The sequence below is a fragment of the Flavobacterium weaverense genome, from assembly GCF_003688495.1.
Classification (GTDB): Bacteria; Bacteroidota; Bacteroidia; order Flavobacteriales; family Flavobacteriaceae; genus Flavobacterium; species Flavobacterium weaverense.
On the sequence record NZ_REFH01000007.1, the window covers coordinates 672,112 to 693,272 of the forward strand.

At 31.6% G+C, this 21,161-nt stretch carries 20 protein-coding genes; 11 read left to right on the forward strand and 9 right to left on the reverse strand.

Annotation, left to right across the window (positions count from 1 at the left end; all coding sequences use genetic code 11):
* Window positions 1-74 precede the first annotated feature (74 nt).
* The 5 genes from BC961_RS02975 to BC961_RS02995 all read left to right on the forward strand — a co-directional run bounded on the left by BC961_RS02975 (window position 75) and on the right by BC961_RS02995 (window position 5,821).
* Window positions 75-2,234, forward strand: coding sequence for a TonB-dependent receptor (locus tag BC961_RS02975; protein WP_121924354.1), 2,160 nt, complete (start codon window positions 75-77; stop codon window positions 2,232-2,234).
* Between the two features lie 263 nt (window positions 2,235-2,497).
* Window positions 2,498-3,118: a hypothetical protein gene (locus BC961_RS02980; RefSeq protein ID WP_121924355.1), complete on the forward strand. Its 621-nt coding sequence runs from the start codon at window positions 2,498-2,500 to the stop codon at window positions 3,116-3,118.
* A gap of 11 nt (window positions 3,119-3,129) precedes the next feature.
* Complete coding sequence (locus BC961_RS02985; RefSeq protein WP_121924356.1) at window positions 3,130-4,485, forward strand: histidine kinase; 1,356 nt, start codon at window positions 3,130-3,132, stop codon at window positions 4,483-4,485.
* Between the two features lie 157 nt (window positions 4,486-4,642).
* On the forward strand, window positions 4,643-4,996 hold the full coding sequence (locus BC961_RS02990) for a 2TM domain-containing protein (RefSeq protein ID WP_121924357.1): 354 nt from the start codon (window positions 4,643-4,645) through the stop codon (window positions 4,994-4,996).
* Window positions 4,997-5,050: 54 nt separating this feature from the next.
* Window positions 5,051-5,821, forward strand: coding sequence for a LytR/AlgR family response regulator transcription factor (locus BC961_RS02995; RefSeq protein WP_121924358.1), 771 nt, complete (start codon window positions 5,051-5,053; stop codon window positions 5,819-5,821).
* Window positions 5,822-5,928: 107 nt separating this feature from the next.
* Here the strand turns inward: BC961_RS02995 and BC961_RS03000 are convergent, their stop codons facing one another.
* The 5 genes from BC961_RS03000 to BC961_RS03025 all read right to left on the reverse strand — a co-directional run bounded on the left by BC961_RS03000 (window position 5,929) and on the right by BC961_RS03025 (window position 10,471).
* Window positions 5,929-6,111, reverse strand: coding sequence for a CsbD family protein (locus BC961_RS03000; protein WP_121924359.1), 183 nt, complete (start codon window positions 6,109-6,111; stop codon window positions 5,929-5,931).
* 214 nt (window positions 6,112-6,325) lie between these two features.
* On the reverse strand, window positions 6,326-7,099 hold the full coding sequence (locus BC961_RS03005; RefSeq protein WP_121924360.1) for a CDP-alcohol phosphatidyltransferase family protein: 774 nt from the start codon (window positions 7,097-7,099) through the stop codon (window positions 6,326-6,328).
* Between the two features lie 107 nt (window positions 7,100-7,206).
* A complete protein-coding gene (locus BC961_RS03010; RefSeq protein WP_121924361.1) occupies window positions 7,207-8,229 on the reverse strand; it encodes a COX15/CtaA family protein in 1,023 nt (340 codons plus the stop codon).
* Window positions 8,230-8,279: 50 nt separating this feature from the next.
* The gene (locus BC961_RS03015; protein WP_121924362.1) at window positions 8,280-9,701 is read right to left on the reverse strand and encodes a CCA tRNA nucleotidyltransferase; all 1,422 of its coding nucleotides are present in this window, start codon (window positions 9,699-9,701) and stop codon (window positions 8,280-8,282) included.
* 203 nt (window positions 9,702-9,904) lie between these two features.
* A complete protein-coding gene (locus tag BC961_RS03025) occupies window positions 9,905-10,471 on the reverse strand; it encodes an L-threonylcarbamoyladenylate synthase (RefSeq protein WP_121924363.1) in 567 nt (188 codons plus the stop codon).
* A 166-nt stretch (window positions 10,472-10,637) separates the two neighbouring features.
* Here BC961_RS03025 and BC961_RS03030 point away from each other — a divergent pair, with 166 nt between their 5' ends.
* From BC961_RS03030 to BC961_RS03040, 3 genes are read left to right on the forward strand one after another with little or no spacing between them, the layout of a single operon-like run.
* Window positions 10,638-11,438, forward strand: coding sequence for a glycosyltransferase (locus tag BC961_RS03030; protein WP_121924364.1), 801 nt, complete (start codon window positions 10,638-10,640; stop codon window positions 11,436-11,438).
* Between the two features lie 34 nt (window positions 11,439-11,472).
* The gene (locus BC961_RS03035) at window positions 11,473-12,252 is read left to right on the forward strand and encodes a DUF5672 family protein (RefSeq protein ID WP_121924365.1); all 780 of its coding nucleotides are present in this window, start codon (window positions 11,473-11,475) and stop codon (window positions 12,250-12,252) included.
* Between the two features lie 24 nt (window positions 12,253-12,276).
* Window positions 12,277-13,044, forward strand: coding sequence for a lipopolysaccharide kinase InaA family protein (locus BC961_RS03040; RefSeq protein WP_245980789.1), 768 nt, complete (start codon window positions 12,277-12,279; stop codon window positions 13,042-13,044).
* 131 nt (window positions 13,045-13,175) lie between these two features.
* On the opposite strand, the gene BC961_RS03045 is transcribed toward BC961_RS03040, so the two are convergent.
* The 3 genes from BC961_RS03045 to BC961_RS03055 form a co-directional block, all read right to left on the reverse strand.
* Window positions 13,176-14,246, reverse strand: a complete 1,071-nt coding sequence (locus tag BC961_RS03045; protein WP_245980791.1) for a glycosyltransferase family 9 protein — start codon at window positions 14,244-14,246, stop codon at window positions 13,176-13,178.
* A 174-nt stretch (window positions 14,247-14,420) separates the two neighbouring features.
* Window positions 14,421-15,005, reverse strand: coding sequence for a hypothetical protein (locus BC961_RS03050; RefSeq protein ID WP_211331302.1), 585 nt, complete (start codon window positions 15,003-15,005; stop codon window positions 14,421-14,423).
* 31 nt (window positions 15,006-15,036) lie between these two features.
* Window positions 15,037-15,852, reverse strand: a complete 816-nt coding sequence (locus BC961_RS03055; RefSeq protein ID WP_121924516.1) for a 2,3,4,5-tetrahydropyridine-2,6-dicarboxylate N-succinyltransferase — start codon at window positions 15,850-15,852, stop codon at window positions 15,037-15,039.
* A gap of 187 nt (window positions 15,853-16,039) precedes the next feature.
* Here BC961_RS03055 and ruvX point away from each other — a divergent pair, with 187 nt between their 5' ends.
* Window positions 16,040-16,456, forward strand: coding sequence for a Holliday junction resolvase RuvX (gene ruvX, locus BC961_RS03060; RefSeq protein WP_121924367.1), 417 nt, complete (start codon window positions 16,040-16,042; stop codon window positions 16,454-16,456).
* 118 nt (window positions 16,457-16,574) lie between these two features.
* Window positions 16,575-18,071, forward strand: a complete 1,497-nt coding sequence (locus tag BC961_RS03065; RefSeq protein ID WP_121924368.1) for a malate:quinone oxidoreductase — start codon at window positions 16,575-16,577, stop codon at window positions 18,069-18,071.
* Between the two features lie 66 nt (window positions 18,072-18,137).
* On the opposite strand, the gene BC961_RS03070 is transcribed toward BC961_RS03065, so the two are convergent.
* Window positions 18,138-20,351 (reverse strand): FUSC family protein, encoded by a 2,214-nt coding sequence (locus BC961_RS03070; protein WP_121924369.1) that lies wholly within the window; start codon window positions 20,349-20,351, stop codon window positions 18,138-18,140.
* Window positions 20,352-20,545: 194 nt separating this feature from the next.
* Between BC961_RS03070 and def the strand changes: the two genes are divergently transcribed.
* The gene (def, locus tag BC961_RS03075) at window positions 20,546-21,133 is read left to right on the forward strand and encodes a peptide deformylase (protein ID WP_121924370.1); all 588 of its coding nucleotides are present in this window, start codon (window positions 20,546-20,548) and stop codon (window positions 21,131-21,133) included.
* Window positions 21,134-21,161: the final 28 nt, after the last annotated feature.

A 21,161-nucleotide genomic window follows, 5' to 3' on the forward strand; every position in this document is an offset into this window, starting at 1 on the left:
TTGACACTTCAGTTAATAAGTTTTTCGCAGCAGTCATTCCTTAAATATATTTGCTTCATCAAAAACCAAGTATTATGAAAATCATTTTTATCTTAAGTATCTTTCTAATAACGACAAGCTTATTCTCTCAGACTAATATTTCTGGAAAAGTTATTGATGAGAAAGGAAAAGCTGTTTCTGGTGTTAATGTTTTTATTGAAGGAACTTACGATGGTAGTTCGAGCGCTGAGGATGGTTCTTTTAGTTTTGAAACTAGTACAACTGGAAACCAAATTTTAGTGGCTAGTTTTCTTGTTTTCGAAACATTAAAAACTAAGATTGATGTTTCCAATTTTCAAAATATAATTTTAAAACTGAAAGACAACGTTAACGCATTGGATGCAGTGGTAATTACAGCTGGAACTTTTGAATCCGGTGGGAAAGCAAAAGTCTCCGTTTTAAAACCTTTAGATATCGTCACTACTGCTGGTTCTGCGGGAAATATTATTGCAGCTCTGCAAACTTTACCTGGAACACAAAACGTAGGTGAGGACGGTAGATTATTTGTGCGTGGTGGAGAAGCTAACGAAACTCAAACATTTGTAGATGGCATTCGCGTATCACAACCGTATGGCGCTTCAGCTCAAAACGTACCTACTAGAGGTCGGTTTTCGCCTTTTTTATTCGACGGAATCTCATTTTCTACCGGTGGCTACTCTGCAGAATATGGTGAAGCTTTGTCCAGTGTTTTATTACTGAATACTAAAAACGAGGTTGATTTTAATAAAACCGAAATTTCCGTGATGACTGTGGGTTTAGGTTTAGGAAATACACAAAAATGGGACAAAAGTTCGTTGAGTGTAAATGGTTCTTACATTAATTTAGCGCCTTATCAATATATAGTGAAACAAAATGTGGACTGGAATAGCCCTTTTCAATCTTTATCTGGCGAGACTGTTTACCGTTATAACTTTACCAACGGAATTTTAAAAGTGTATGCCGCATTTGATTCTTCAAAGTTTGATATCAATCAAGAAAATATAAATTCACCAAACAAAATAAGAGTAAATTTAAATAATAATAACTTCTATTTTAATACTTCTTACAAAGGAGTTTTTGGTAAAAACTGGCAATTAGTTTCAGGGATTAGTTATGGAAACAGCCAAAACAAAATTAAAGTTGACCTAGATGATATCGCTAATGCGGAAAATGCAGCACATTTCAAATTTAAAGTAAGAAAAAATCTGTCAAATAGAATTAAAATGTCTTTTGGAGCTGACTATTTCATTACCAAATTTGGTGAAGACATCAGCTCAAATTCTGGAACTTTAAACTCGATTGGATACAATTCGAATATCGCAGCTGTATTCGCAGAATCAGATATTTTCTTTTCTAAAAAGCTAGCTGCTAAAGTAGGAGTGCGATTTTTACATAATGACTTGTTAGAAGAATCTGCATTTTCTCCCCGAATTTCATTAGCGTATAAAGTGGCAAAAAACAGTCAAGTATCACTAGCGTACGGTGATTTTAGTCAAACTCCAAATTCTGATTATATCAAATATTCTAAATTTTACGAATTTGAAAGTGAGAAAGCATCGCATTATATTTTAAATTATCAGTTCAGCAAGAATGGAAAAACCTTAATTGCTGAAGCGTATTATAAAGCGTACAACAATTTAGTAAAATACAATACTCCAAGTATTCAGTATAATTCTGATTTCAATAATGATGGATTTGGCTTTGCCAAAGGCTTAGATATATTTTGGAGAGACAGCGAATCAATTAAAAATTTAGAGTATTGGATTTCCTATTCTTACATTGACTCGGAAAGAAATTATAAAAATTTCCCAACGCAAGCAACGCCAAATTTTATCGCAAATCACAGTTTGTCTTTGGTTACAAAATACTGGATTGGAAGTTGGAAATCACAAATCGGATTTACTAATTCCTTTAGCACTGCAAGACCCTACAATAATCCTAACGAATTAGAATTTATGAATGGGAAAACTAAAGCGTATAATAACTTGAGCTTTAACTGGGCGTACTTACTATCACAACAAAAGATTTTGTATTTCTCTGTTTCCAATGTCTTGGGCACTCAGAATGTTTATGGTTACGATTATGCAAAAAATCCCAATTCAAATGGTGTTTATAATCGGTCAGCGGTAACTCCGGCAGCAGATCGCTTCTTCTTCGTAGGCTTCTTTTGGACATTAAGTGCAAATAAAAAAGATAATCAATTGAAGAATCTTTAATTTGTAATTTTAAAGATTCTATTCTGTTAAGGAGTCAATTAGAATTAAATCGCCATCGAGATCCTGCCGAAATCCTTTATCTCTTTCAGTTGAAAAGAGAATATTCATGCGCTACTTCATTTATTAATTTACAATTATACAATTCATCCTCAAAATTCTACAGTTCAGTAAGTAAAAGTTTTAGAAGAGTTGATTCCGCAATACTTTTGAAATAGAAATAAAGAAAACAACAATAAAAAATAATCCTTTAACAACTAGAAATCATGACTAAAATTATTACTACCATCGCATTTTTTGTTTGCAGCTTATTATCGGCTCAAAGCCAATTTGAACAAGGTATGGGAAAAGCATTCCAGCTTTGGGGACAAGGTAAAAACAGTGAAGCATCTGATATGTTTGAAAGAATTTCGGCTGCAGAAAAAACAAGTTGGTTACCTAATTACTATGTAGCATTGATAAATACAACAGCAGCTTTCCAAACCAAAGATAAAGAGCAAATTAATTTATTATTGGCAAAAGCACAAAAAGCGCTAGATTTTGAAATGGTGAAAAACCCCAACAATGCTGAATTACTAGTAGTGCAAGCAATGATTCATACAGCATGGATTGCTTTTGATCCAATGACAAATGGACAAAAATTATCTGGAAAAGTAATGGAATTGTATGCTAAAGCTCAAGCAATTGCTCCAGAGAACCCTAGAGTTATTTTCGAAAAAGCGGAATTTGAAATTGGTGCTGCTAAATTTTGGGGAACAGATACAAAACCAATGTGCGCACAAATTGAAAAAGCTATTGGACTTTTTGCTACTTTTAAACCTGAAACAGCTTTTTCTCCAACATGGGGATTAGATAGAGCGACAGTCGCTGCAGCGAATTGCAAATAACAGAACAGATAATGGAAAATCAAAAAATCAAGATATTTACAGATTTTAGCAAAGGGTCGAAAGTTTGTTTAAAGATCAGCTTAATTTTTACTTTAGTATTTTCAATAGTTCAAATGAATTTTGAATTGGAAAATGTACTTAGAACGTTCTTGATAAGTTCGCTATATTCTTTTGGAATTGGTTTTGGTAATGGAATGATTAATGTATTTCTAGATCGAAAGTGGGACTGGCTAGAGCAAACTAATCTTCGAGTATATTTTGGGATAATTACAACTATAGTGTATACAGTTCCTGTTGTTTTGTTAATTGACTATATCACTTTTGTTATTTTCCAAAATTTAGAAACTGATCAGTTTTTCAGCGAAAGAATGATTTTTGTGCACCTATTTTATATTGTTTTATCACTAGGTGTTTCTGTTTTTATACATGCCAGAAGTTTTATGGTTAACTGGAAACACGCATCGAAAAGAGAGGTCATTGAGCATAAAATTATAGCTGGAACTGCTTCGGCCAAGTTTGAAAGTTTGAAAAACCAAATTGATCCTCATTTTCTTTTTAATAGTCTTAATGTTTTAAGTTCATTGATTGAAGAAAATCCAGAAAACGCCCAGCGATTTACAACATCATTATCTAAAGTTTATCGCTACGTTTTAGAACAAAAAGATAAAGAATTAGTAAGCGTTGCTGAAGAATTGGCTTTCGCCAAAACCTATATGAACTTATTAAAAATGCGCTTTGAAAATAGTCTTTTTTATGAATTGCCAGCAACACCTATAAATCCCGATGCTAAAGTGGTACCACTTTCATTACAGCTTTTATTAGAAAACACGGTAAAGCATAATGTAGTTAGCGAGCAACGACCGCTACATATCAGAATATTTATTGAAGATGGCTACTTAGTTGTAGAAAATGATTATCAAAAAAAGGAAGTTTTGAAAGAGCGCCAAGGTGTTGGACTTGAGAATATTATTAATCGTTATGCGATTATCACGAATAGAAATGTTCGTATTGAACAGAATGAAAAGATTTTTGCCGTAAAAATACCGGTTTTAACTAAACAAATTACAGTTATGGAAACAAGAACTAAACACAATGAAGACAACTCCTACTACCACGCTAAAAAACACGTAGAGGAAATAAAAGGATTTTATGGAAACTTAATATCCTACTGCTGCGTTATCCCATTCCTAATCTACATCAATTTAACTTATTCGCCACATTTTCATTGGTTTTGGTTTTCTGCTGCTGGATGGGGTTTTGGAGTGATAATGCACGCTTTAAAAATTTTTGGATATGGGACTCATTGGGAAGAGCGAAAGATTAGAGATATTATGCAAAAGCAAAATAGCAATGAGTCTTTTAAATAAATTTGAGTCAAAATTCATAAAAAGTCAACTAAAGTAATGTTTCATGTACGAGTTGAAAGTTATTATTTTAATGCATTATGTTGACAAGCATTGGATAGAAAAAAAGAATAGCACAAGAAAAATAGTAGTAGATACTAAAATATAAAATATAGTAGAGATGAAAAGATTAGACGATAGAATGTACAATAGTGATCAATTTGATAGAAATAATCCTGATCCACAATACGAGATTGCATATAAAAGAGTAAAAAAAATTAAAGGATTTTACACGCATGTAATGGTTTACATTTTAGTGAATGCTTTTCTAATCATATTAAGCACAAGTGGGCAGTCTTTTCAAAATGGTGATTTTTTGAATTGGGAAACATATTCTACGGCATTCTTTTGGGGAATTGGACTTTTAGCACACGGATTATCGGTTTTTGGAAGAAGTCTGTTTTTTGACCAAGATTGGGAACAGAAAAAAATTAAAGAATTTATGGAGAAAGAAAAGAGTACGAAATGGGAATAATGTGTATCCAATTTTTAAATTAATTTTGATTTTAATTAAGAGATATTTTTTATAATGACAACAATCATAATCGAAGACGAAAAGCCAGCTGCAAGATTACTACAAAGAAAACTGCAAAAACTCGCTATAGAAGTAGGAGTGATGCTTCATTCCGTAGAAGAGGCTATTGAGTGGTTTTCAAATAATGAACATCCAGATTTAATTTTTTTAGACATTCAACTATCGGACGGATTATCATTTGAAATTTTTGAACATTTTGCGTCGCTTCATGAAACTATAAACAGTGCTGTGATTTTCACCACGGCTTACGATGAATATGCTTTGAGAGCATTTAAATTGAATAGCGTTGATTATCTTTTAAAACCTATTGACGAAGACGATTTGGAAATTGCAGTTTCTAAATTTAAATCGAGACTACCCAAACAAGAATTGGTACAATTTGATTTTGAACAAATAAAAAAAATGCTGTCGAACCCATTTGAGAAAACATTTAAAAAACGTTTTACAGTTAAAATAGGCCAACTGTTAAAAGTGGTTTTAATTGAAGAAATTGAATGCTTTTATAGTGAAAATAAAGGAACGTATATTCACACTTTTGACAATAGGGATTACCTAGTGGATTGCACACTGGAGATTTTAGAGCAAGAGTTGGACGAGTCAAACTTCTTTAGAGTTAGTAGGAAATTTATAATTTCACTCAAAGCAATTAAGGAAATAGTTGTGCACAGCAACTCTCGATTAAAGATTATTTTGCCAACTTATAAAGAAGATGAGGTAATAGTAAGTAGGGAAAAAGTATCTGATTTTAAAGCTTGGATTGGTTAATTTATAACCATAAAAAAACTGCTTCAAAAACTTTGAAAAATTACTCACTTAAGAATATTTTTTCAGCAGTCTTTGAAGCAGTTTGTATTTGTAATAGAAGTTTAAAATTAATCAAATAATGATTTAATTTCTTTTTCTGTCTTACCTAATTTTTGCTGTAATTTCCCCCACATTTCATCTTCTTTACCTTCTTCGTAAAGCAAATCATCGTCAGTTAAGTCAGCGTATTTTTGTTTTAATTTTCCTTTAAACTCATTCCAGTTTCCTTCAATCTCTTTTGAATTTGGCATAATTTCTATGTTTTAAATTACTAATTGTTGTTTTACAAATTTCAGGAATTACTACACATATTCTATTATAGAATTAAAATTTACTTTTATATAATTTTTGGTTTTTGTAAAAAGCAGACTATTAATTAGTTAAATAATCGAATTAAATAAAAGAGTTCAATTATATGGTAATAAGCAAAGTAAGTATTTAATATAGATTCTATCTATTGCCGTTTTAGACCTTAAAAGTGGTTTTTCTAATAGCAATTAGTACAAAAATCAGTACGCTGTAGACTATGAAAAAAGGAACAATGAATTCTATTAAACCTAGTTGTAACATTATTGCTATTATCAATAATTGAAAACCTAATCCATAAAGACTCACCAAAGTCATAAACCAGTTAGGGAATGTTTTTACCTTGTAAGCGTCGCTGTCTAAAGTATGAATTATTTTATCAAAAGCTCCATAAACAATTGTATAAATTAAGAACAAAATATCAACTGATTTTTGATTTTCCCCAGGTAAAGCGCGAGGTGATTTATATTCAAAAATTTTACTTGTTGTATCGCCACCCACAGATTTATTTCTTAAAATAACGTAGTAATAATTGTATAAAGTTCCCTGCAATTGAATGCAAATAAATGCTAGAATAGTAAGCCAAATACTTGCGTTTGAAACATAGCAAATAGTTATTAAAAACATGAAATTTAAAATGATGTCAAATACGCTATCGAGATAGCGACCAGTGTAAGACGGCGTGTTTTTTAATCGCGCTAATTCACCATCTGCAGCATCAATAATTGATTTCAATATTATGAAAAAGCCAGCTAATAAATACTGATTTTGCAAAATAAAGTAAATTGCAATTAAGCCACAAATACCAAAAACTAGCGTAACATGAATAGCAGTGAAGCGCGTATTTTTAAGTTGGTTAGCGATGAAATTTCCAATAGGCCTTCCGTAATCTGATAAATCTAAAAATTTATCTTGAGGAGCTAGTTTAGACATTTAAGTTTGTAAGCAAAGAAATGTGACAATATAGTCTTGTTGTATTTTTGGTTTTGTATTATTTTACAACATGTAAAAGTAGTTTATTTATTGAACTACTGTTATTTCTATTTAGATAATCGATGTAAAGTGAAAGTCATTGCTGTCAATAAAAAGAATGCCATTACCTGATGCACTAATCCTAGCCATAAAGGAACTCCATATAATAAAGTGAAAACTCCTAATGCGAATTGTAAAAATACAAAAATAACTAAAGTGTTAATACCACGTTTTTGAACTGCTGAAAGTATGTATTTCTTACTTCTGAAAAATAATGCTACAATTAATGCTACTACAAAATAAGCCATCGTTCTATGTACAAATTGAACGCCACTTTTACCTTCTACTAGATTTAGAAACAACGTTTTTTGTTCGATGAACACACTGTCATGAATAAATTGTCCGTCACTCATTAATGGCCAGTGATTATGAATTAAACCAGCATTTAAACCAGCAACAAAACCTCCGTATATAATTTGCAAAATTAGCAGTACTAATGAAACTCTTGCTAAATTTCGTAACGGAACTATAACTGCATTTTTATTAGGATAGATCAAGTCTAAAGCTACCCAAAGTGTATAGGCAAAAGTGATAAACGCAAAAGTTAGGTGTAAGGCTAATCTAAAATGACTTACGTCTGGATCCTCAATTAATCCGCTTTTTACCATGAACCAACCAAGGAATCCTTGAAAAGCTCCCATAAAAAGTAACACTACACATTTCTTGATTGTAGCAGTTGAAAGTTGTTTTTTAAATAAAAAGTAAAGAAATGGAATTATAAAAACCATACCTATTATTCTTCCTATAAAACGGTGAAACCATTCCCAAAAATAGATAAACTTATAATCGCTAAGTGTAAAATCGTTATGGATATTGATTTTTTGATATTCTGGGAATTTCTTGTATTCTTCGAAAGTCTGTAGCCATTTTGCTTCCGTAAGTGGTGGAAAAGTGTCGGTTACTAAATGCCAATCGGTCATTGATAAACCTGAATTGGTTAGCCTAGTAATTCCTCCTACTACAACCATAATAAACAATAACAAACAACCTGATAACAACCAGATGATCACGAAATTATTCTCTTTTTTCATTACTCAAATTAATTTATGCAAAGATATTTGAAATACAATTATTTCTCAATTCAACAAGCGTTAATCTTTAGCCCAATTTTTGCAGCTCTTTTCAGCATAAACTGATATGCAGCTTGATATTCATTTGGTATTTCACCTTCTAATATAGCTTCTTTAATCGCTTCCTTCAACATTCCAATTTCTTTTGAAGGTTTCAAATTAAAGAGCTGCATAATTTCCTCACCAGAAATAGGCGGTTGAAAATTGCGAACTTGGTCACGCTCTTCTACTTCCACAATTTTCTTTCGAACAATTTCAAAATTATTATGGTATTTCTTGAACTTGCTTGGATTTTTAGTCGTGATATCAGCTTCGCATAAGATCATTAAATTCTCCACATCTTCACCCGCATCAAATACTAAACGGCGCACTGCTGAGTCTGTTACGGTGTCTTGTGATAAAACGATTGGTCTAGAACTCATCATAACCATTTTTTGCACAAATTTCATTTTGTGATTTAATGGCATATGGAGTCGTTCAAATATTTTCTTAGCCATTTTTCCACCTAGAAATTCGTGACCATGAAATGTCCAACCTTGTTTTTTATTAAAACGTTTGGTGGGAGCTTTTCCAATATCGTGAAGTAATGCTGACCAGCGCAGCCACACATCATCAGTATTTGGACAAATGTTATCGACGACCTCTAAGGTGTGGTAGAAATTATTTTTGTGTGTGTGGCCTTCTATTTCCTCTACTTGATTTAAAGCAGTAAGTTCAGGTAAAATAATATCTAGTAGTCCCGTTTTGAATAATAACAAAAATCCAATTGATGGCTTATCCGTCGAAAGGATTTTATTCAATTCTTCAACAATACGTTCTCCCGATATAATCTTAATTCGCTCTGCGTTTTTTGCAATAGATTTTAAAGAGTTTTCTTCAATTTCGAAACCCAATTGATTAGCAAAACGGATACCTCGCAACATTCGAAGCGGATCATCAGAGAAAGTGATGTCAGGATCTAATGGTGTTTTTATTATTTTATTTTCTAAATCAGCTAAACCATTGAAAGGATCGGAAAGATCGCCAAAATTTTCAGCGTTTAAAGATAATGCCAAAGCGTTAATGGTGAAATCTCTTCTGTTTTGGTCGTCTTCAAGGGTTCCATTTTCAACTACTGGATTTCTGCTTTCAAAATGATAGGACTCTTTTCGGGCGCCAACAAATTCGATCTCTGTATCTTCAAATCGCAACATTGCTGTGCCATAGGTTTTGAAAACTTGCACTTTAGGTTTTTTTGGAAGCAATTCAGATACTTTTAAAGCTAGTTCGATTCCGCTACCTACGGCAACAACATCGATATCCTTTTTAAAGTCTCTTTTCAAAATCAAATCCCGCACAAAACCTCCAATAACATAACTATCAATGTTAAGTTCTTGGGAAGCTTGAGAGATAACTTTGAATATTTTACTGTGTAAAGCTTGTTTGTAGTTCATGTTGTTTTTTACCACGAATTCACGAATTAATTTTTTGAATCTATAATGCGTTTACATTCTAAAGATCTTAGATTGAAATTACCGAGTATAGCCAATTTGTTTTTAGATACTTTTAAATAGTTTAAACATTGGTTTTAATGACTTTTGTTGAAACAATCGACAGTTATATCTTAAAAAATTTTGTGAATTTGTGAATACTATTTTTATTTTCTAATAATCTTCACTTGATTATCTAAAGAAAGTTTAATGATTGTCGAAGGTTTCCCAGCAATTTTATCACGATGCAAATTTACAACATAGTCCACGCCTTTTATAATCTCGGCACTAATTTCTTTGAAACTTTTTGGTGTTGGTTGTCCCGAAATATTTGCAGAAGTAGATACTAGTGGCTTCTTCATTTTTTCCAATAGTTTAAAACAAAATTGTTCTTTTACTATTCGAATTCCTAATGTTTGATCAGAAGCAATCAAATTTGCAGCTACATTTTTTGGTTTATCAAGAACTAAAGTGGTTGGATACTCCGATAATTCAAGTATTTGCCATGCAACTTCAGGAATATCTGCAAATACATTGTGCATCATTCGATCACCATTCATAAGAACGATCATACTTTGTTCTTCGGCTCTTTTCTTCAATTTATAAATTTTTGCCACAGCCTCTGGATTTGTAGCATCGCAACCAATACCCCAAACAGTGTCAGTAGGATATAATATAATCCCACCTTCTTTTATGATGTCGTAGGCATTTTGTATTTCTTCATTTATATTCATATCATCAAAATAGATTTAATGCAAAAATACTATTCTAGTTGGTATATGAGTTAAATTTAATTCTGAATAAAAGCATTTTTACTAAATATAAAGTTATTTTTGCTTTTACAGGCTGATTTAGGTAAGCAATTTACATTACACCTTATTAAATTTTAATTTTTTTCACATGTTTGCAACGACATTTAAGTATCTATACATAAGATTTTGTTTTTATTACAGTAAATTTCTTAGTATTGATTATCAGATTTTAACTTTAGAGCAATCAAAAAAAATCCCAATAATTATAATTAGCTTTAATCAGCTGGAATACTTAAAAAAATTAGTCAATTTTTTAAGCTTGAAGGGATTTACAAATATTATTATTATAGATAATAATTCAAATTATGAGCCTTTGCTATCTTATTTTTCTTCAATTGAAGGAAAGATAAGCATTCACAGATTACATAAAAATTACGGACATTTAGTTTTCTGGAAAAGAATGGATTTATTCGTTAAATATGCTGCAGGATATTACGTTATAACAGATTCAGATGTAGTGCCTCTATCTATTACGCCTCATGATTTTTTAATTAAATTTCAGGGCCTTCTTTTAAAATATCCAAAAAAAATGAAAGTTGGCTTTGGCCTAAAAATTGATGACATACCTAGTTCTAATCCGTTAAAACAAAAAGTGATAAATTGGGAATCAAAGTTTTGGGAAAAAAGAATTACGGACGAAGCTTTTGATGCGGATATAGATACAACTTTTGCATTATACAAACCATTTTATCATAGAAAAAACAAGAAATTTAAAACTGCTCTAAGAACTTGTGCGCCATATTTAGCTCAGCATGGTGGATGGTATTTTGATATTGAAAATCTTACCGAAGAGCAGAAATTTTATTTTAAAACTGCCAACGATTCAAGTTCATGGAAAGTTAATGAAAAAGGCGAACTTTTAAATAAAGACTATGACGGTAAATATTAATCATTTTCCCTCAAATAAATAAAATATATAAAAATTGAAGACTTCAGTAAAAATTATAATTCCTGTTTATAAGACGTTTTTTGGTGAGTTAGAAGAAAAGTCCTTGGTACAGTGCTTAAAAGTTCTGAAAGATTATCAAGTAGTTCTTGTGCAACCTGAAGGATTAGATACGAGCTATATTACACAAAAATATCGAACGATAGAAGTCGAAAGTTTCTCTGTAAACTATTTTAAGAATCTAGATGGTTATAATAAATTATTATTATCTGCTGAGTTTTACCATCGCTTTATAACTTCTAAATTTATTTTAGTACATCAGTTAGATGCTTTCGTTTTTAAAGATGAGTTAAAGGAATGGTGTGAAAAAGGATATGATTACATTGGTGCGCCATGGATTGCTACTAAGGAAAATTTTGTAATAATTCAGATTAATAAGTTTTTGAAAATTTTCAAGTCAAATAAAACAAATAGACGGCATGTTATTTTTTACAAAGTAGGAAATGGAGGATTTTCATTAAGAAAGACAGCTTCACATTTAAAAATCATTAAAGAAAACGAAGATCTAATAACTACTCTAATTAACAATAAAGAGAAAGAACTTTGTGCTATCGAAGATGTTTTTTGGTCTTTAAAAGCGCCTGAAATTGATCCAAACTTTAAAATTCCTGAATATAAAGAAGCGCTAGGATTTGCTATGGATCGAAAACCAAAATTAGCATTAGAACTTAATAGCAATCAGCTTCCTTTTGGATGTCATGCTATCAATAAGCCTAAAGTGATTGATTTTTGGAAACCTATTTTAGATAAATACTAAGTACTGAATTGTAAAGAAAGAAATATGACGATAAAACTTATGTTTTCTAACAGAGTTGAAAATTCGAGAGAGATACTCAGATTTATAAAAGAGTTCAACTCCTCTGAAGAAATTATTTTTGGGAATGGAGACCGAAATGTAATAAAGCTATTTAAATTAGAAAGTGAGACCATTAATATAAAGTCTTTCAAAAAACCGAATTTAATTAATAAAGTTGCCTACAAATATTTTAGAAAATCAAAAGCAAAGCGCTCATTTGAATATGCTTCTATATTGTTACAAAAAGGAATTGGAACACCACAACCAATGGCGTATTACGAGAATTTTGATACAGTTGGTTTACTTGAAAGCTACTATGTGTCTGAACATCTAAGTTGTGATTTAACTTATAGAGAATTAGTAGAAACGGATTATCCTGATGCAGAAAATATTTTAAGACAATTTACTCGTTTTTCTTATGATTTACATCAAAATGGAATTGAGTTTATGGATCATTCGCCAGGAAATACCTTAATTAAAAATGATGATGACGGCAAATATTCCTTTTATTTAGTTGACCTAAATAGAATGAAGTTTCATGAATCAATGTCTTTTGAAATGCGCATGAATAATCTAAGACGTCTTACGCCTAGCAAGGATATGATTATCATTATGAGTAATGAATATGCAAAAGTATCTGGAGAATCGGAAAAATCTGTTTTTGAAACACTTTGGAGAATGACAAGCGATTTTCAAGAAAAGTTTTCGAGAAAAAAAAGATTTAAAAAACAATTCCAGTTTTGGAAAAAATGATTTTAATATAAAACTATTTTTTCGTTATAGATTATTTTACTCACTTAATTAACGTTTTTATAAAAAAATTGGAATTTTACTTTAGTGTCAAAAAAAAGTACATAAATTATTATTTAATACTCAATTCGTGATTAGGGTAAAAGATGCTGCTGTAAAAAAGGAATCATTTTTTTTATCACAAACTCAGGTTTCAAATTCTCATATAAAGAAATAGCATTCTCTTTTAATTCTTTTTCTGTTTTGTCAGAAAAAAATTCTGGCAAAACATCTTTAAGATGAATTGAAGTATGATGAATACCGTCTTCAAAAGTTGCCCAAATTTTCTTTTCGATCCAGGGAGAAAAAATAATAAAGGAAGGTTTTCCTAACGCTTTGGCTAGATTTATTGCACCACCGTCGTTTCCTACAATAACATCACATTTACTCATTATAGCTATATATTGTCTTAAGTCAGCTCCTAAAAGATTGAAATAAATGTTTTTTTGAGTTTTTGTAGTGCAGTAATTATATATAATTCTGGCTTCCTCAATTTGGCTAGGAAAATAATTAAATACAATATTTATCTGGAACGAGTCACTTACAGAATCTAAAATAGCAGCCATATACTGCGGCGGATAAGTCTTAAGTTTTTCGCTCCCTAGCAAACTCACCATTATGGTTTTTCGAGATTCATCTATTTTATGTTGCTCAAAAAGAGCAGTAGCGAATTTTATTTCCTCCTGATCAAGAAATACTTTTGGAAAAGGATCAATAGATATAGTTAAATTCAATGGAGAAAGTAATGATAATCTCCGTTCAATGGCTAAGCCAAAATTTGATGATGGATTTTTTGCCAGCGGTATGTTGTAATCGTATAAAAATGTCCTTCCCGTTTTTTTATAAGATATTTTTTGTTTAGCACCAGACAGCAATGTAATAATCCAGCTTTGTAATTTTGAATAAGCATCAATAACAAGGTCATATTTGTTTTTTCGGATTTGAAATGCAAATTTGGTCAATTCAAAAAAACTTTTTTGCATTTTTTTATCGAAAATAATAAGGTTGCTAATGTTGGAATTTCCTTTTAAAACTGAAACGGTATTGTCATTTACTAAATAATCAATCTGAGCATTAGGATAGGCTTTTCGTAAATTATTACAGATAATGCTACTTACTAAAACGTCGCCAATCATTTTGTGTTGAATTACTAATATTCTCACCATTAGTTTATTTTTTTAATGTAAGCTCATTTTTGATTAAACGTTCGTTAAAACTCTGAACATACGCTTTGATAAATCGTTCCATCTCCGTTTCTTTTGCTAGATTAGTTTTTAATACATTATTTTTTTAATAATTCGTCATTTTTGAGATTGTAAAGTCTCAATGATTTTTTTCCGTCAAAAGCCAAGTAGAAATCTTTTGAGATATAGTGGTAGATATTGTCCAAATAATAAACCACTAAGTTTTAACGATTGAAGTTTGCTACAACTTGTTTCAGTAACCATTTTTAAATTAGGAATTGCTTTCCAAAAAAGGAAGGCCAAAACAATTGCTAATAAAGGTAAATACCAGAATTCAACTAAAAATGAAAAGAGTAATCCACCAATCTCATTTTCCATTCCAGTTTCTGTAATCATTCCAAATGTACTGCGTCTTCCTGTAAATTTATAATATTCGAAATCAACAAAATTGGTTAATATGAAAATTAAGTTTACAGTAAAAAAGGCGTTTTTTAATCCCTTTTGATAATTAAGTCTGTATTTAAAATTCCCAGGTAACAGGTGCAATACGGCGAAGATCAGATTGATGTAAGCAATTGCAGATAAGTCAAAATGAATGCCGCCTAAAAATCCTTTAAAAGAGATACTTTCAAAAGCATTGCGATTAAAGAAGTAAAATAAAAATCTACAAATTTCATAAACAAATAGTACTACTAAAAAACGTTTGACAAAAAGTTTTACAGTTTGAAGATAATTTTGCATTGGTAAATTTGTAGATTTTTATTAGAAAGTTTTAGACTGCTACGTCATATTCTCTCAACGCGTTATTTAAAGACGTTTTTAAATCAGTTGAAGCTTTACGTGTTCCTATAATTAGTGCGCAAGGAACTTGAAATTCTCCAGCAGCAAACTTTTTAGTGTAACTTCCAGGAATTACCACTGAACGTGCAGGAACAAAACCTTTCATTTCAACTGGAGTATCACCAGTTACATCTATAATTTTTGTCGAAGCTGTTAAGCAAACGTTTGCACCAAGAACTGCTTCTTTTCCTACGTGAACACCTTCAACGACAATACAACGAGAACCTATAAAGGCGCCATCTTCTATGATTACAGGAGCAGCTTGTAGAGGTTCAAGAACACCACCAATACCTACACCGCCACTTAAATGTACATTTTTACCTATTTGAGCACAGCTTCCAACTGTTACCCAAGTGTCTACCATTGTTCCTTCATCAACATAAGCACCTATGTTTACATAACTTGGCATTAATATAACGCCACTTGAAATGTATGCTCCGTAACGCGCTACTGCATTAGGTACAACACGAATTCCTTTTTCAGCAAAACCTCTTTTTAAAAGCATTTTGTCGTGATATTCGAAAATTCCTGCCTCCCAAGTTTCCATTTTTTGAATAGGGAAGTACATTACTACTGCTTTTTTTAGCCATTCGTTTACTTGCCAACCTTCAGCTAACGGTTCAGCTACTCGTAATTTGCCAGTGTCTAATAATTCAATAACTTCTCTAATGGCATCAGTAGTTGCCGTTTCTTGTAACAAGGCGCGGTTTTCCCAAGCTTGTTCTATAATAATTTGTAATGGATTCATCTTAAATTTATTTTTGCCAAATATAGGATTTTTAGCCAAAAGCAAAAAGTCAATTTGCTTTGAAAATGTTATATATTTGTCTTTTAAATAACATTGTTTATTACTGTTACTCTAACCTTAACTGAAGTTGTAAAACTGAAGTATACGATACAATTTAGTTTTATAAAATAAAAGATTCCATATAAAAATGCCAAGAATTCTCTCCATAGATTACGGACAAAAACGTACTGGAATTGCAGTTACTGATGAGATGCAGATTATTGCTTCGGGATTGACTACAATTCCAAGTGCTACAGCAATAGCTTTTTTAAAAGATTATTTTTCAAAAGAAAAAGTGGAGGCAGTTCTTATTGGTGAACCAAAGCAAATGAATGGACAACCATCAGAAAGTGCTTCAATGATAAAAGGCTTTGTAACGCATTTTACGAATCACTTTCCAGAGATGAAAGTAATTAGAGTTGATGAACGATTTACTTCAAAAATGGCTTTTCAATCTATGATTGATAGCGGAATGAAAAAGAAGCAAAGACAAAATAAAGCATTGATTGACGAGATTTCAGCAACTATAATGTTACAAGATTATCTGAAGCAAAAAAGATTTTAAAATCTACTATTCTAAATTTTTAAGGCTTCAAATTATCGCTTCGATTCTTACTTTTTAACATTATATTGTTACATTTTTTTTAGTATTTTCAAGTATCTTTGCGTTTTAAATTTTTGTTATGTCAGATACAACAATACGTACAAATAGTGATGTAGTTCTTATAGGCGCTGGGATCATGAGTGCTACTTTAGGTTTAATCCTCAAAGAATTACAGCCAGATATTAAAATAGAAATCTACGAAAGACTAGATATTGCAGCAGCAGAAAGTTCTGATGCTTGGAATAATGCAGGAACAGGTCACTCTGCTTTTTGCGAACTCAACTACACACCTGAAAGTGAAGACAAAACTGTAAGTGCTAAAAAAGCGATTTCCATAGCGGAGTCTTTTGAAGTTTCGCGACAATTCTGGTCTTATCTTGTTCAAGAAAATAAAGTTTCTTCTCCCGAAAACTTCATAAAAAGCATTCCTCATATGAGTTTTGTTTGGGGCGAAAAAAACGTAGAATATCTTAAAAAAAGATATGATGCTCTTACGGCAAATCCTCTTTTTAAAGACATGCTTTTTAGTACTAATTTTGCAAAATTGCAAGAATGGATGCCTCTTGTTATGGAAGGCAGAAATGACAATGAGAAAGTAGCCGCAACATCAATGGCTTTGGGAACAGATGTGAATTTTGGCGAACTAACAAGAAATATATTCAATCATCTTACAACATTAGATGGTGTAACGATCCATTTTCACCACGAAGTTAAAAAGTTGAAACAGCGTGACGATAAAGTATGGAGAATCAAAGTTACTGATTTGGCTACTGGTCAAAAAAGAAAAGCATACACAAAATTTGTTTTTATTGGCGCTGGAGGAGGATCTTTACCTTTACTTGAGAAAGCTGATGTCCCAGAAGGTAAAGGATACGGAGGTTTTCCAGTAAGCGGGCAGTGGTTAAAATGTATAAATCCTGAGGTAATTGCTAAACACCAAGCGAAAGTATATGGAAAAGCTAGTGTAGGTGCGCCGCCAATGTCAGTTCCGCATATTGATTCCCGAATGATAAATGGAGAGCGAGCATTGCTTTTTGGACCATTTGCTGGTTTCTCTACTCGTTTTTTAAAAAATGGTTCTTATTCTGATTTGCCATTATCTATAAAAACCGATAATATTATTCCAATGATTGCTGCAGGAATAAAAAACATTCCACTCACACGCTATTTGATTGAGCAAGTACGTCAATCACCTAAAGATAGAATTAATGCCTTGAAAGAATATGTCCCAACTGCAAAATCTAAAGATTGGGTTTTAGAAAGAGCGGGCCAACGTGTACAAGTTATTAAGAAAGATGAAAAAGAAGGTGGAATATTAGAATTTGGTACTGAAGTGATTACGACGCATGACGGTTCGTTATCAGTGCTTCTTGGAGCTTCACCAGGTGCTTCCACTGCAGTTTCTATTATGGTTGATTTAGTTAGTAGATGTTTTGCCGATCAGTTCAATTCGCCAGAATGGCAACAAAAACTAAAGCATATGATTCCTTCTTTTGGACAAAAATTAAATGACAATCCTGAATTATTATTGGAAGTTAGAAAAGCAACTGCTACTGTTTTAAAACTGAAAAATTAAACAATATTATAAATTTTTAAGTGGTGCTAAATTTAGAGTTGATCTAATTTTAGCACTTTTTTTTATCTAGATACTTTTTATAATTTTAGTAGTTTTAGTAATGTTTTCAGATAAGTTTATTAACCAAATAAGCTGCTCTATTACTAATTGTGCTTCCTGCATTTTTAATTGAAATGCCTCTTCGTCAGCGGGAAATCCTTTTTTTAACTCTTTTTCTTGAATCTTTTTTAAGGAAGTAAAATGCATTGCTAATTCTTCTTTTGGTGTGTTTTCTTCAAAACAACAATCATTTCCTTTTAGCAGGACAACTGAATTTTCTAAGTTTTTAACTACTGTATCAACAACCACATTAAAAGCTTCTGAAGCAGTGGTCGTGGCATTAGATTGCGTATAAGTTCCTAGTGATGCTAAGGAGGAAAGTAAAGAGTGATTAAGCACAGCAAGTTGATAAACTTGGGGTAACTGCTTTTGTTTCGATTTTGGTTCTTGTGACATTCGCTGGTAGGAGGACATTAGATTTCCAACTTCTATGAATGCATTTTTTCGGGCTAAGCGATAAGATATTGGCACGATACCTTTTTTGTTATAAAATGCCGCTATTTCCTTTAAGTAATTTTGGTTGGCTCGAATGGATTTTTCTAAATGATTAGGAACATTCAAGAATTCCCATGACGGCCATAAAAAGTGATTCGCTAGGAAAGCCAAGATAGCACCAACAACTGTGTCTAAAATTCGATACTGAACTAAGTCACTAATGTTTGGAGTTAAGATTCCATATATAAAAACGACATACATCGTTACAAAAGTTGCACTGACCTTGTAGTTAATTTGCGTAAATGTAAAACCCAGTAGAATACAGAGAATCGAGAAAATACTAATTGTAATATTGTCTTTAATAAAATATAGGATTCCAAATGCTATTAGTCCACCCAACACGGTACCAATGATTCTTTGAAATGAACGTTCTTTAGTCAAACCGTACGTAGGACGTAAAATCACGATTACCGTAAGCAGAATCCAATATACATTCTGGAATGGAAAGGAAATACCAATGAGAAAACCAATTATTAATGTAATCGTCAATCGTAAGGAATGTCGGAAAATATTTGATGAAAAACTCAAATTCTGAGTTAATGTACTTAAAGGATAATATTGTGGTGTAAGGAACTTTTCTAAATCTTTTCCTATTCCTTTGAAATCCTCTGAGTTTGCTGGAAGCGTAAATGCTTTTTCTATGATTTTTATTTTCTCTACTTGCTTTTCAGCATAGTTAAGCATTGTAGTTAACATAAATACACCTTCTGAGGCTGCGATTTTACCTAAATCAGTCTCATAATTATCTATTGTAGATTGTAGGGCATTCAAGTCTCTTAATAGATTATGTTTAGATACATAATTATTTCTTTTCTTGACACTTTTTGAAATTTTCTTGAGACTAGCAGCAAGATGATACGCTAAGCTTTGATAGGTGAATAAAACTTTTGGATGATTATCAAATTTACTATTCAGTTTGTCGTGGTCAAAAGCGGTAGATAAGGCAAGCTCTAAAATTTCAACTAACGAAATAAAGACCAAAAGCATTTTACGATTTTGATTTGAAGAAGCAGTATTATTCGAACCATTAATAAGAACCTCCCTAATATTTTGATGTATTGAGTTCAGCTCAACTTGGAGATGAAGTTGCTTTTCTATAATTACTTTTTTATCACTATCTAAGGTCCATAAATCACCGCGCAGTTTCAAGTATTTAGCAGTTAATTTTATGCATTCTGCAATTTGCAGCTCGACATAACGGTTCGGTCTGATATAATAAAATAATAGTGAGACAGTAAGATAAAACAAACCACCGGCCAGAATTAGGCCCGCGTGCTCTAAAATAGCCCAACCCGTATTCAAGCTGGAGAATGACAATGAAACCGTTACTAATCCTGAAAAGGAAATCATAGTACCGCGATGCCCGTAAACAGATATCATTGATAGCAGAAAAATAAGCAAAATTAAAAATGGATAAAAAACCCATGAATAAGGATGAATCAAATTCACAACGAGATTAATTCCTGCAACTAAAAATGCCGTTACAAGAATTCCGTTTATTTTGTGTTTTAAACTACTTGGAATATCACTTGGATACGTAAAAAAAGCGCCAAGAGCCATAGTAAATCCCATGGCAAAATGTCCTAAAAAAGAAAATACTACAACCGGAATAACAGCTGCTATGGTCACTTTCATAGCATTCGTAAAATAAGTGCTGTCTATAAATTTTCTAATTTTATTAATCATAAGGTAGTATTGCAGCAAAGGTAAGATTTGTAGGTATTATTCAAAGTATAAATGGCCAACTTTTGGTTAATATTGTTAATATTCAGTAATAATTAATAGATGATTATCCATTGTCTATTTTTTTACTATTTTTGCGAACTGAAATAAAAAGAATGCAATTCTAATTATAGACGATAATAATTAATATAACTCGCATGATTTTACCAATTATAGGATACGGTGATCCGATTTTAAGAAAAACTGGAGAGATTCTTACGCCAGAATATCCAAATTTGAAAGAAACGATTACTAATATGTACGACACAATGTACAACGCTTGTGGCGTTGGACTAGCTGCACCTCAAATAGGAATGGCACTTCGTTTATTTGTTATCGATACCACTCCATTTAGTGATGATGAAGATTTAGACGATGCTTCGCAAAAGCAATTAGAAGGATTTAAAAAGACTTTTATTAATGCAAAAATGATTAAAGAAGAAGGTGTTGAGTGGAGTTTCAATGAAGGTTGTCTTAGTATCCCTGATGTTAGGGAAGATGTTTATAGAAATCCTACTATCACTATCGAATATTGCGAAGAGGATTTTGTTATGAAAACGGAAGTTTTTGATGGTTTGATCGCTAGAGTTATTCAGCATGAATACGATCATATTGAAGGAATTTTGTTTACTGATAAAATTTCCACATTAAAGAAAAGATTAATACAAAAGAAATTAAAAAATATATTAGAAGGTAAAACGTTTCAAGATTACCGAATGAAATTTTTTGGTAAAAAGGGAAGGTAAGATAAGTTTACGTTTCAGTTGGTATGGT

Bases quoted from the DNA above. Each gene is read 5' to 3' on its own strand.
- BC961_RS03045 (WP_245980791.1), bottom strand. From the start codon at position 14,246: ATGGTGAGAATATTAGTAATTCAACACAAAATGATTGGCGACGTTTTA.
- BC961_RS02995 (WP_121924358.1), top strand. From the start codon at position 5,051: ATGACAACAATCATAATCGAAGACGAAAAGCCAGCTGCAAGATTACTA.
- BC961_RS03050 (WP_211331302.1), bottom strand. From the start codon at position 15,005: ATGCAAAATTATCTTCAAACTGTAAAACTTTTTGTCAAACGTTTTTTA.
- BC961_RS03040 (WP_245980789.1), top strand. From the start codon at position 12,277: ATGACGATAAAACTTATGTTTTCTAACAGAGTTGAAAATTCGAGAGAG.
- BC961_RS02980 (WP_121924355.1), top strand. From the start codon at position 2,498: ATGACTAAAATTATTACTACCATCGCATTTTTTGTTTGCAGCTTATTA.
- BC961_RS02985 (WP_121924356.1), top strand. From the start codon at position 3,130: ATGGAAAATCAAAAAATCAAGATATTTACAGATTTTAGCAAAGGGTCG.
- BC961_RS02990 (WP_121924357.1), top strand. From the start codon at position 4,643: ATGAAAAGATTAGACGATAGAATGTACAATAGTGATCAATTTGATAGA.
- BC961_RS03055 (WP_121924516.1), bottom strand. From the start codon at position 15,852: ATGAATCCATTACAAATTATTATAGAACAAGCTTGGGAAAACCGCGCC.
- BC961_RS03030 (WP_121924364.1), top strand. From the start codon at position 10,638: ATGTTTGCAACGACATTTAAGTATCTATACATAAGATTTTGTTTTTAT.
- BC961_RS03000 (WP_121924359.1), bottom strand. From the start codon at position 6,111: ATGCCAAATTCAAAAGAGATTGAAGGAAACTGGAATGAGTTTAAAGGA.
- BC961_RS02975 (WP_121924354.1), top strand. From the start codon at position 75: ATGAAAATCATTTTTATCTTAAGTATCTTTCTAATAACGACAAGCTTA.
- BC961_RS03010 (WP_121924361.1), bottom strand. From the start codon at position 8,229: ATGAAAAAAGAGAATAATTTCGTGATCATCTGGTTGTTATCAGGTTGT.
- BC961_RS03065 (WP_121924368.1), top strand. From the start codon at position 16,575: ATGTCAGATACAACAATACGTACAAATAGTGATGTAGTTCTTATAGGC.
- BC961_RS03025 (WP_121924363.1), bottom strand. From the start codon at position 10,471: ATGAATATAAATGAAGAAATACAAAATGCCTACGACATCATAAAAGAA.
- BC961_RS03005 (WP_121924360.1), bottom strand. From the start codon at position 7,099: ATGTCTAAACTAGCTCCTCAAGATAAATTTTTAGATTTATCAGATTAC.
- def (WP_121924370.1), top strand. From the start codon at position 20,546: ATGATTTTACCAATTATAGGATACGGTGATCCGATTTTAAGAAAAACT.
- BC961_RS03070 (WP_121924369.1), bottom strand. From the start codon at position 20,351: ATGATTAATAAAATTAGAAAATTTATAGACAGCACTTATTTTACGAAT.
- BC961_RS03015 (WP_121924362.1), bottom strand. From the start codon at position 9,701: ATGAACTACAAACAAGCTTTACACAGTAAAATATTCAAAGTTATCTCT.
- ruvX (WP_121924367.1), top strand. From the start codon at position 16,040: ATGCCAAGAATTCTCTCCATAGATTACGGACAAAAACGTACTGGAATT.